General features: G+C 38.1%; 6 protein-coding genes. All 6 read left to right on the plus strand.

Translation table 11 applies throughout. The features are described from left to right. The first annotated feature begins 93 nt into the window (after positions 1–93). The 6 genes from DWY57_RS12675 to DWY57_RS12700 all read left to right on the plus strand — a co-directional run bounded on the left by DWY57_RS12675 (position 94) and on the right by DWY57_RS12700 (position 12539). A complete protein-coding gene (locus DWY57_RS12675; protein WP_117599462.1) occupies positions 94–3516 on the plus strand; it encodes a SusC/RagA family TonB-linked outer membrane protein in 3423 nt (1140 codons plus the stop codon). 21 nt (positions 3517–3537) lie between these two features. Further along, positions 3538–5190 carry a RagB/SusD family nutrient uptake outer membrane protein gene (locus DWY57_RS12680; RefSeq protein ID WP_117599463.1) on the plus strand — a complete coding sequence of 551 codons (1653 nt, stop codon included), beginning with the start codon at positions 3538–3540 and terminating at the stop codon, positions 5188–5190. A gap of 11 nt (positions 5191–5201) precedes the next feature. Continuing rightward, a complete protein-coding gene (locus DWY57_RS12685; RefSeq protein WP_227201746.1) occupies positions 5202–6197 on the plus strand; it encodes a hypothetical protein in 996 nt (331 codons plus the stop codon). A gap of 12 nt (positions 6198–6209) precedes the next feature. After that, positions 6210–8156 (plus strand): glycoside hydrolase family 97 protein, encoded by a 1947-nt coding sequence (locus tag DWY57_RS12690; RefSeq protein ID WP_119961877.1) that lies wholly within the window; start codon positions 6210–6212, stop codon positions 8154–8156. A gap of 23 nt (positions 8157–8179) precedes the next feature. Next, complete coding sequence (gene bglX, locus DWY57_RS12695; RefSeq protein ID WP_117599465.1) at positions 8180–10465, plus strand: beta-glucosidase BglX; 2286 nt, start codon at positions 8180–8182, stop codon at positions 10463–10465. 64 nt (positions 10466–10529) lie between these two features. Then, a complete protein-coding gene (locus DWY57_RS12700; protein WP_117599466.1) occupies positions 10530–12539 on the plus strand; it encodes a glycoside hydrolase family 65 protein in 2010 nt (669 codons plus the stop codon). Positions 12540–13027: the final 488 nt, after the last annotated feature.

Consider the following 13027-nt stretch of genomic DNA (forward strand, 5'->3'; position numbering starts at 1 on the left):
ATATTGGTAGGCTGACGAAAAAAACTAAAAATTTTTAGGTGTTTTTATGTGGGGTTTTCTTTCTAAACAGTCTTTAATATAAACGGGAAAGAATTGGCTAAAATTAGCAAAGCAATAAAGACAAAATATAATTATCAAATTTTTAAAACTATGAAAAATAAAAAGTATCCTTTTTTATTCTTTTTAATTGTGCTGTTATCTACTGGAATTGGTTGGGCACAGAACGAGAAAATAACGCTTCATTTGGATAATGTATCATTGGAGCATGTGTTAAGCAAGATCGAAGAGAAAACAGCGTATTCTTTTCAGTATAGTAAACAGGTGATTGATGTTCGTCAAAAGCGTACTATACATGTTGATAAACAAACAATACATAATGTATTGGAAACCTTGCTGAAAGGAACTTCTATTCAGTATCAAATCAAGAATAGACAGATTATACTGAGCGCAAAAAAAACGGTAAAGACCAATACAAAAATGTTGAAAGGTATAATCAAAGACCGTAAAACGGGGGAACCTATAATTGGGGCAAGTATCGCGGTGGAAAAGGAATCAATTGGCGCAATCAGCGATATTAATGGTAATTTTGCAATAAATGTTTCAGCAGATAAGAAAATTGTTGTTTCTTATATTGGATATGAGTCGCAAGTGCTTGATGTGCTGGATAAATCGTTTTTAGAAATTTATCTGAGTGAAGATATAAAACTCATTGATGAAGTTGTAGTTGTGGGTTATGGCTCTGTGTCGAAGAAAAATCTTACGACCGCTATTGCGCAAGTGAAAACTGATAAAATTTCACAAGCTGGTACCAGCCATGTCAACCAATTGTTGATGGGACGAGCTGCTGGGTTACAGGCAACAGTGAATAGTATGCAGCCAGATGGAAAGGTGAATATATCAATTCGTGGAGGAGGAAATCCTATCTATGTAATTGATGGTATCGTTATGCCGAATAACGCCCTTAGTGGTAATTGTGGCCAAGTGGGTCTTCCGAATAATATCGATCGTAATGGTATTGCCAATTTAAATCCGGCAGATGTGGAGTCTGTAGAAATTCTTAAAGATGCCTCTGCGGCTATCTATGGTATTGGAGCTGATAATGGAGTTATATTGATTACTACTAAGAAAGGAAAAGAAGGAGCACCTAATATTGTGTATGATGGCAGCTATTCTTTTGTACGTAACTATCCATATCTAGATGTTCTGAATTCAAAAGAGTACATGGAGTTAGCTAATGTTTTCAATAAGGAAAACTATTTGTATAATAACAAGCAATATCCTTATGGAACAACTCCTTATGATGGAAAATGGAAACCCCAGTTTACTGAAGCGGATATGCAAAATGCAACCGATACGGACTGGAAGGACTTGGTATTACGTAATGGTTTCCTTACCAAACATAATCTGACGATTAGCGGAGGACACTCTAAATTTAAGTATTATCTAGGAGGAAGCTACCTGAAGCAGCAAGGTACTGTATCAAGATCTGGCATGACTAAATATTCAGTTCATGGTAATTTAGGTTTGGATTTGTTCCCTTTCTTGAACTTGACATCGGTTTTTAACGCTAATCAGAATACATATGATAATGGTATAATTGGTACTGATACAGGAAATCAGGGTGATGTTGCTCCTAGTGTTTTGACATCAGCTCTTCTGTATCCATCTTATTTGCCGGTGAAGCAGGATGATGGGAGTTATACAATTTTCCGTAATATTCCTAATCCCAAAGCAATGGAGGATATTGTGGACTATAGTAAAGAGAATGGATATAGTTTAAATTTCTCTATCAACGCGAAGTTGTATAAAGACATTCTAGTATTTAAAGGGGTATATGGCATGAATCAAGAAAATGTCAGAAGATCAACATTCATTCCATCCGATGTGTATTTTGCCAGAATGTATAAGTCAAGAGGAAATATTTACTCACAGCGTAGACAGACACAAACCCTAGAAGCGATGTTGTCATTTTCGAAATATATGTTTAATTTCGTACAAGTGGATGCCATGGCTGGTATGGGAAAATATTTGGAAAGCAATGAAGGATACGGTATCTCTTACGAAGATACACACGACATGATTAATGAGCATGATATTAGTTCAGCAAAAGGAAAGATATATCCAACTTCTCATACATTGAAAAATGAAAAAAGATCTCAGTTCTTTAAATTAAGCTTCGATGTCTTGGATAGATATGTCATTTCAGCGACCCTTCGTCGAGATGGAACCGATAAGTTTTTTCCAGGGAAAAAATATGCTTTGTTCCCTTCTGTTTCAGCAGCGTGGAAAATTTCAAATGAAAAATTTCTTAAGGATGTTTTTTGGATTAATTTGTTAAAACTGAGAGCTAGTTATGGTAAAACAGGACAGGATAATTTAGGTAGTTCACTTTATGGTGTTTATGAGCCTAGCGGATTTAAGGTAGGCTTCAATGATAATGGCCTTTTTTATGTACCTTGTGTCTCAATGGGAACTAATTATCCTGACGTAAGTTGGCAAAAAACTATCATGAAGAATATCGGTTTGGATTTCTACTTGTTCAAAAACCGAGTAAGTGGTAGTATTGATGTATTCCGCAATGATGTGACCAGCTTATTGGGTTATGCATCAACATCACCTCTTGCCATTTACCCAACTCGTCCTATAAATGGAGGCCATTTCTATCGTCAAGGATGGGAAATTATGCTTGATACTAAAAATATGGTCGGAGATTTTAATTGGAACACGCAACTGACTTTCTCGAAAACGAATTCGTTCTGGAAAGAAAGAATGCCGAACTATGATTATCGTAGCTATCAAAAAAGAAACAAGGAACCTATGAATGCCTACTATTACTATAAGATGACTGGTATTATTAACGCTGACCGCAGCAATATGCCGGAGTCACAAAAAACATTGCAGGCAGAAGCCCAACTTCCAGGTTGTCCAATTATTGATGATAAGAACAATGATGGAAAAATTGATGAAAATGATATCTACCTAAAAGATAATACACCAGATATTTATATTGGTTTTGGCAATACATTCACTTATAAGAATTGGGAGTTCAGTTTCTTCATGTACGGACAATTTGGAATCCTTAAGTCTAATATTGCGTATAGAGCTGCATTACCTGGTCCGTTAGCGGTAGACTATCCGGAAAATACTAACAAATATGCTTACCTGCTTTGGAACTCTCAAACCAATCCCAATGGTACTCGTCCTGGACTGGCCGTGGATCGCATGGGTGCATTGCCTGGAGGTGCTGGCGTTAATATAGACATGGAAAATGCCTCGTTTGTGAGAATGAGAAATATAACTTTATCCTATAATTTCAGGGATAAAATCTTGGGTAAACTCAAAAAATATGTGAAAGGCATTAAAGTTTATGCAGATGTTCAAAATCCGTTTGTCATCAGTAAATTTAAGGGCTTTGACCCCGAAATATATACAGGTGGGGGTGGAGCAAACAATGCATCCAGAGGCGAATATCCTCAAGCTCGCACATTCACACTTGGAACAAACATTGTATTCTAATTAATATTAATAACTGTGATTATGAAAAATATAAAATCCTTCATATTGTTTTTTATTACATCATTAGCCTTATCTGGCTGTGAAGATAATTTCGATCCTAAACTTTTCGGAACATTGAATCCGGAAAACTATCCTAAAACAGAAAGTGAATATGAAGATTACACGATGACGTGCTATATTCCTTTTACAACAACATGGCAGTATCAAATAGGAAACGATCCGGGTCAGCATAGTTTCTATATCCCTGAAGGGGGTATACTGAGAGTTTTTGAGGCTCCGTCTGATAATATGGCCGCATGGAACTTAGGCTGGGGTTCATGGATGAAACTTTCTCAAGCAGATTACAGGGATTGTGTCTACGCAGAACGTTCATGGGTGGGTGAGCATAATATCAACCATATTCCTAAGTTAGCCCAGATTACTCGCTTTACTGAGATTATCTCTACTTTAGAGCAGGCAGACGATCAAATTTTCAAAACAATCAGCAAGGAAAGACTGTTAGGTGAAGCTCATTTGTGTAGAGGCCTGATGCTTTATTATCTCATGCATATTTATGGACCATTGCCTGCAATTGTGGATAAGGATAATATAAATAATGAAGCAGCTTTGACTAACCTAGTCAGACCTTCGTTGGACGAAATGAGTACCTGGATTTATAATGATTTTCAGTTTGCTGCGGATAATCTGCCTAATGAAGTAAAGGAACGCGGTCGTTATACTTCAGATTATGCTAAATTTTGTATGATGAAACATTGCCTTAATGAAGGAGAACATATGACAGGCTATTATGATAAAGCCATGCAGATGTATCAAGAATTGAGTAAAGATAATCGATATAGTTTGTTTAAGAAGGGGGATAATCCTTATGTTGATATGTTTAAGGCTGCGAATGATTTTAATTGTGAAATCATTATGGCTTTAAGTTGTGATCCTTCTGCCAATGGGGACGTTAGTAGCGGTAATTTCTTTCCATTGTCTATGCTTGCTACGCCTAACGATGCTTCTAAAGTTGATGACAAGGGAAATCCTACACCTTTTAACTATCAAGGAGGTGGATGGATGCAGGCATACAATGTTTCACCAAAACTGTATGATAGTTATGAACCAAATGATAAACGTCGGGCTGTGATATTGGATGAGTATTGGGTCAATAATCAAGGCACGGTTACTGGGAAGGTGACCAAAGAAGATTTGGGTCAGCGATGGAGTGGATATATTATTTATAAGTACCCCATTGAAACTAATACGACTTTCCAGGGTAACGATTTTCCATTGGCTCGTTGGGCTGATGTATTGCTGATGATGGCGGAGGTAGATGTTAGGCGATCTAATGCTGCGCCTTCTTCTCAAGCTGTAGATGCTGTTAATCAAGTGAGAAGAAGAAGTGGTTTAAGTGATTTGTCAGCTCAGCAAACTGCCACCAAGGAGGCTTTCCTAGATGTCATATTAGATGAAAGAGCAAAAGAGTTTCTCTATGAAGGACATCGAAAAATAGATTTAATCCGCTTTAATAAATATGCACAAGCATGTTTCAAGGCTAAAGAAATGCTTCCTACTCATCAGTACATGCCACTTCCAAATTATTTGGTGGAACAAGCTAAATCGTACGGAAAGGATTTGAGTCAAACTTATAGTCGTCCTCACTGGGAAGATGATATTGCATTGGCTAATTAAAATTTAGATACATGAAATTTAAGGACTTACTTATTAGCACTTTCTGTGTATGCCTTGTCAGCATTTACTTTTCGAATGTTCAGGGACAGTCTCATAATACGCAATTTCAGGGAGGGTACCTTTTTGCCCATATGCGACATGAAGACTATGGGCATATGTACTACTACATAAGTAGAGATGCACGCAAATGGACTAAACTGAATAATAATCAACGAGTAAATGCTGAATACAGAGGACATCCTGATATAATCAAAGGTCATGACAATAGGTATTATATGATCGGTGTTTCAGAGAAAAACCAGAAACCATTGCTTTGGACCTCAAGTGATCTTGTAGTCTGGAGTATTGAAAAGGAACTTCCAGTATCTCCTTTTATCCTTACTGATAATTATTATACTGAAAGAAATTGGTTCGGTGCACCTAAATTGTATTATGATGAGGATTCCAGACAGTATATTGTTACGTGGCATGCAGCTAAAAAAGGAGCCAAAGGAGATGATGAATGGAGAAGCATGCGTACATATTATGTGCTAACTGAAGATTTTAGCTCTTTTTCTTCTCCAAAACGTTTGTTTGATTTTTCAGACAAGGATGAATCTGAGATGGCCACTATTGATGTCATAATCCGCAAAATTGGTAAAAACTACTATGCGGTTATTAAGGACGAAAGGTGGCCGGAAGATGGTGTACCTACAGGGAAATCTATTCGATTGGCTAAGTCATCATGCTTGACCGGCTCTTATGCTTTGATAAATCCAAAGCACCCTGTCACTACTCCCAGTACTTATTTTGAAGCTCCTATTCTCATGCCAAAACCCGATGGTAAGGGATGGATGATTTTTTCAGAAAGATATCCATACGAGTATGTACGTTTTGATGCTGAGCATATAGAGGCAGAAAAATGGGTAGTTTGTGATTGTAAGATTCCCGACTCCCGGCATGGGGCTATGGTGCGGTTGAGTGAAAAGGAGTATAATCACGTTTTATCATCATTCTCACAAAAATAATAAAACATGTGTATGAAGAAATATTATCTGTTATTGTTAATAGGGCTACTTGCTACGGCAGTATATGGCAAGAAAAAAATGACTTTGTTTTCTCCTGAAAAGACTATAAAAGTGGAGTTTTGTTTATCAGATAAGATTTATTATGATATTTACTATAATGATGAAGTTTTATTAAAGGACAATTATCTTCGCTTATTATTAGATGATGAAATTTTGGGAGATAACCCAAAGTTGTTGCGACAGAAGCGTAATAGCTTCTCAAAAGAGTTGAAGCCTGTAGTTCCTCTTAAATTCTCTTCTATTACGAGTTGTTATAATGCTCTTACTCTTGATTTCAAAGGTTATTCCGTTGAATTCTTCGCTTTTGATGATGGGGTAGCTTATCGTTTTATTACTCGTAAGACCAATAAGGTTGAGGTACTTGGAGAAGATTTTGCTATTTCCTTTCCAGAAGAGTATCTGCTCCATTTACAACAGCCTTCAGGTTTTAAAACACCTTATGAAGAAGAGTATACACATGTTACCTGTCAAGAATGGAAGGGTACGGACAAGATGTCCGTACTTCCCATCTTGATTGATACTCGCAAGCAATATAAAATATTGGTGGGCGAATCCGATCGTTTTGATTATCCTTGTATGTTTTTAAAGGGAAATGGTTATAATGGATTTAATGCCGTTTTCCCCAAAGCACCTTTGGAGTTTGCAGAAGATGGAAATCTGAGTATGAAAATTACTAAAGAGGCTGATTATATAGCAAAAACTGAAGGAAATCGGAATTACCCATGGCGTTATTTTGTTATTAGTAGCGACGATTCCCAGCTCATTGAAAACACCATGAATTACAAATTGGCTACTAAAAGTGTTCTTGAAGACAATTCATGGATTAAGCCAGGGTTGGCTAGTTGGGAATGGTGGCATGATGCAGCTCTTTATGGTCCAGATGTTAATTTTGTGTCGGGATGCAATTATGATACTTATAAATATTACATAGATTTTGCTTCATCCTTTCATGTTCCATATATTGTAATGGATGCCGGATGGGCTGAAACTGTGCTTAATCCTAACAAGCCCAATTCACAAATGCGCTTACCGGAATTGATTCAGTATGGAAAAGACAAGAATGTAGGCATTATCTTATGGCTATCGTGGGTAGCTGTGGAACAAAATTTTGATTTGTTCAAGACTTACGAAGATTGGGGGATTAAAGGGGTTAAAATCGACTTTATGGATAGAAGTGACCAGTGGATGGTGAATTTCTATGAACGTGTAGCTAAAGAAGCTGCTAAGCATCATCTCCTAGTTGATTTTCATGGATCTTTTACTCCTGGAGGTTTAGAATATAAATATCCCAATGTCGTTTCCTATGAAGGAGTGAAAGGTCTGGAACATATGAGGGGATGTTATCCAGATAACACTGTATACCTTCCTTTTATGCGTAATGCGGTAGGCCCTATGGATTACACACCAGGACCCATGATAAGTATGCAACCTGAACTCTACAGTGCTTTACGTCCAAATTCGGCGGGTGTAGGAACACGGGCTTTTCAATTAGCTACATTCGTTCTTTTTGAGAGTGGATTGCAAATGTTGGCTGACAATCCGGTTAATTACAGAAAAAATGAGGATTGTGCTCGTTTTATTTCACAGGTCCCTGTAACTTGGGATCAGACCAAGGCGCTTAAGGCTAAGGTTGGGGAGTATGTAATTGTAGCCAAGCGCAAGGGGAAGAAGTGGTTTATTGGAGGTATAACCAACAATGCAGTACAGGAAAGGAAATTTGAAATTCCTCTTGATTTTCTGGAAGAAGGGCGCTCTTATCGAATGAGTAGTTTTGAAGATGGCATTAATGCTAATCGGCAAGCTATGGATTATAGACACAAGCAGACTCCCGTTACAAAGACTTCGTCTATTACTATTACCATGAAGAGAAACGGTGGTTTTGCTGCTGTTATAGAATAAAAACAATAATTGTTAATCTGAATATGAAAACATATTGGCATTTTCTTCTAGCATTCCTTGTTGCTATATTAGGAGAAGCATGTTCCTCTCCTCGAATTGATGTAGCTGATAATCAAATGGATAAGTGTGTCAGTGATTTGATGGATCGCATGACGTTGCGTGAAAAAATTGGTCAGTTGAATTTGCCTTCTGGGGGTGATATCACAACAGGAACTGTGAAAAATGGAGAACTGAGTGAAATGATTCGTAAGCAGGAGATAGGTGGCTTTTTTAATGTGAAAGGCATCGATAAAATTTACGAATTACAATGTTTGGCCGTGGAAGAAAGTAGGCTGAAAATTCCCTTGCTTGTTGGTGCAGATGTAGTTCATGGCTATGAAACAATTTTCCCTATTCCATTGGCTCTTTCGTGTAGTTGGGATACGTTAGCTGTCGAAAAAATGGCTCGCATATCTGCTATTGAAGCTAGTGCAGATGGTGTGAATTGGACATTCAGTCCGATGGTAGATATTTGTCGTGATGCACGTTGGGGGCGTATAGCAGAAGGAAGTGGAGAAGATCCTTATCTTGGTTCTTTAATGGCAAAGGCCTATGTACGGGGATATCAAGGAAACAATTTACAACGGAACGATGAAATTCTTTCCTGTGTAAAACATTTTGCTCTTTATGGAGCCTCAGAATCAGGACGTGATTACAATACGGTAGATATGAGCCGATTACGAATGTATAATGAATACCTTGCTCCTTATAAAGCAGCTGTAGATGCCGGGGTGGGTAGTGTTATGAGCTCATTCAATATTGTTGATGGAATTCCAGCCACTGCGAATAAATGGTTGATTTCTGACTTGCTCAGAAAAGAATGGGGATTCAAAGGGTTGTTGGTTACAGATTATAATTCCATTGCCGAAATGTCTTCGCACGGTATTGCTCCTCTGCAAGAAGCATCAGCACGTTCTCTACAGGCAGGAACGGATATGGATATGGTATCCTCTGGTTTTCTGAACACATTGAAAGAATCTCTTCAAAAGGGAGAAGTGACTGAAGAACAAATCAATATGGCTTGTCGTCGTGTATTGGAAGCTAAATATAAATTAGGGCTGTTTGACAATCCTTATAAATATAGTGATACCCTACGAGCATCGAAACAGCTTTATACTACTGAGCATCGTTCTATTGCTCGCAGCATTGCATCTGAAACATTTGTTCTGCTAAAAAATGAGAAGTCATTGCTTCCCCTTTCTACTAAAGGAAAAATAGCACTGATTGGTCCGATGGCTAATGCACGTAATAATATGTGTGGAACGTGGAGTATGATGTGTACTCCTTCTAAACATCGTACGTTACTCGAAGGGATTCGTGATGCGGTAGGTGATAAAGGAGAAGTCCTTTATGCTAAAGGAAGTAATGTTTTCTATGATGAAAATCTTGAAAAGGCAGCTGCGGGTATGCGTCCATTGGACCGTGGAAATAATCAGACTTTATTGAAAGAAGCATTGCAGATAGCTGCCCGAGCAGATGTTATTGTAGCTGCTTTGGGTGAATGTACTGAGATGAGTGGGGAGTCTGCTTCACGAACTATGCTGGAAATTCCAGATGCTCAGCGTGACTTGTTAAAAGCATTAGTCAAAACAGGAAAACCTGTTGTGTTGCTTCTCTTCACGGGGCGTCCTTTAGTGCTAGTTGAAGAATCAGCTATTGTTCCTTCCATTCTAAATGTTTGGTTTGCTGGTAGTGAAGCTGGAGATGCCATTGCTGACGTGTTGTTTGGAAAAGTGAGTCCCAGTGGAAAGCTTACGACTTCATTCCCACGTTCTGTAGGGCAACTTCCGTTGTATTACAATAGTCACAATACAGGTCGTCCTGATCCGGATAGATGTACGTTTAATCGTTATACAAGTAATTATTTAGAAGATAGCAATGACCCATTATACCCATTTGGTTATGGATTGAGTTATACCCATTTCCGATATGACGATATGGTATTAAGTTCTAATGTTTTAAAGAAAGGTGGAAAAATAATTGTTTCTGTTACTGTTAGAAACGAAGGAGGTTATGATGGTTATGAAGTCGTGCAATTGTATTTGCGTGATATCTATGCCGATGTTGTTCGTCCGGTAAAGGAACTGAGGAAATTCGAACGCATTTTCTTAAAGAAGGGGGAAAGCCGTGAAGTTAAGTTTGTAATTGCAGAGGAGGATTTAAAATTCTACAATTCGAAATTGCAATATGTTTATGAACCTGGAGATTTTGAAGTCATGGTAGGTACAAATAGTCGGGACGTACAGTCTAAAACATTTTTTGCAGAATAGCTTTTATCTGTCTTCTTTGTATCATATTCGCTTTTAGAACATTAGTATTAGATATAATATAGTTATGAAAAAAAATATACTGTTAGCTTTGATATGGATAGTGTGTGGATTTACTTTTGTTCATGCCCAAGATCTGTTTTGGAGTATAAAGACATCAGATTATCATAGCACCTATTATGGTACTGCCGTAGGAAATGGAGGAATTGGTATTTTACCTTGGAAAGAACCTTTCTCTGTCAAGCAGGTAGTACTGAATCATGTGTTTGATGCAGGTGTTCCACATGATGTTAGTAGGCTGATTTGTGGTATTAACCCGTTCTGTATAGATATGAAAGTGGATGGGGAAGTATTGGATGGAAAACTTTTATCCGATTGGGAACAATGTATCAATATGAAAGAAGCCATACACCAGACTCGATTTGTTTATGCCAATAAGTTGGAAGTATCTTATAGTATCTGCGCCTTGCGCAGTATGCCTTATGCAGGTTTGGTGAGAGTGAACGTAAAAGCTTTAGATCCTGTCGGCTTGTCGGTGGAAAATAGTGCTGATGTCCCCGATGATTTTTTGCAGCCTGTAGTGCACCGGAAGAGTATTAAGGATTTTGGACTCAATTTGAAACTTTTACGTACCTCCGCTTTGACTAGGCATAGAAAACTGCAGGTCTCTGCTACTTCGACTTTCATTTTTGAGCATGAAACGGAAGTTACAGAGACTGGTAATGGTCGAAACGTATTTACAAAGGATCTAAAGAAAGGAGAAACATTTTCTTTTGCTTTGTTAGGTGCTGTCTGTACGCATCGTGATTTTATAGATCCTTGCAATGAATCCGATCGAGAGGTTATTTATGGAGCTAAGGAAGGGGTTGATAGGCTGATGGATTTACATTTGAAACAATGGAATGAGTTATGGGAAGGGGATATTCAAATTGTAGGTGATGCCGAAGCGCAGCTTGCCGTGCGTTTTGCTCTTTTTCACTTATATTCAAGCGCTCGTTCAGGTAGTCGCTTGAGCATACCACCGTTCGGATTGACATCGCAAGGGTATAATGGACATATTTTTTGGGATACGGAGTTTTGGATGTTTCCTCCTATGCTTTTTCTCAATCAGGGAATAGCACGCTCAATGATGGATTATCGTACCGATCGGCTGAAACCAGCGTGTCAGCGGGCATTTAGCTATGGTTATGATGGTGCCATGTTCCCTTGGGAAAGTGACGATGCTGGTGAGGAATCATGTCCTACTTTTGCCTTGACAGGTCCTTTTGAACATCATATATCGGCAGATATTGCTATTGCTGCTTGGGATTATTATTGTATGAGCCGTGATATGCGTTGGTTGCGAGAAGAAGGATATCCTCTGATGGAAAAAGTGGCTGAATTCTTGTCAAGCCGTGTGGAGCAGAATGAAGACGGTTCTTACTCAATTTGCAATGTAGTTTGTGCCGATGAGTATGCTGAGGGGGTCAATGATAATGCATTTACCAATGCGGCTGCGATGTGCGCTCTGCAAGATGCTTCCAAAGCGGCAGTTCTTTGTGGTGTAGCACCCCCTGTTTCTTGGAACATTATTGCAGAGAGACTGCGAATACCCAGATTCTCAGATGGAGTGACTAGAGAATATGATGGATATGATGGTCAGGTTATTAAACAGGCAGATGCGAACTTGTTGGCATATCCGTTAAAAGTCATAACTCAACCAGAGGAAATAAAGAGAGATTTACTCTACTATGAGCCCAAAATCGATAAAACAGGGCCTGCCATGTCTTATTCTGTATTGGCTCTGCAGTATGCTCGGTTGGGTGATGGTGAGAAGGCCTACGAATTGTTCGTGCGTAGTTTCCGGCCAAATCAGTTGCCGCCTTTCGGGGTAATCTCTGAAGGTGCAGGAGGAACAAATCCTTATTTTACTACTGGGGCAGGCGGATTGCTTCAGATGGTGATTAATGGTTTTTGTGGTTTGGACTTGACCGATGAAGGTATTAAACAGTTGCCTTCAGCACTGCCTAGGCATTGGAAGAAAATCGTTGTAAAGGGAGTGGGAGCAAATCGCAGAACATATGTCCGTGAACAATAAATACTCTTCATGAAAATATAGTTTTTGATTTAGTGCATGATTAGCTTAAAGAGTTTCAATAGGAAAGGCCTTTAAAGATGTTTGCATTTTCTATGTTTAGTTTTAAAGAATCGGTTTCTTTTAACCGAAGTATTGATTGTATGAAGCGAATTCTTTTTTCCCAATTATATACTTTAATATACTAATTTTAATTCTATCTATTTATATCTTATTTCAATAGGGGAAATCTTTTAGGTTTCCCTATTTTTTATGCCCGTTTTCAAGTGAATCGAAAAGTTAGTTCTGTTAAACTTTGTTTCTAATATCATGGATAATAGTCGAAATTCGATAAAAAATCGGTTTTCTGATACTGAAAACCGATTTGTAAAGGTTAAATAATGCTCCTTTATGTAAATCAGCCAATTTTGGTAAAAAGTGGTAAATAAATACGAGGTTGTGTCAAAACGTTGGCACAACCTCTTTTATATTTTAAGTTCTGCTATATTTTC

The sequence above is a fragment of the Bacteroides sp. AF25-5LB genome (genome assembly GCF_003602965.1).
In the GTDB taxonomy this organism is placed as follows: Bacteria; Bacteroidota; Bacteroidia; order Bacteroidales; family Bacteroidaceae; genus Bacteroides; species Bacteroides uniformis.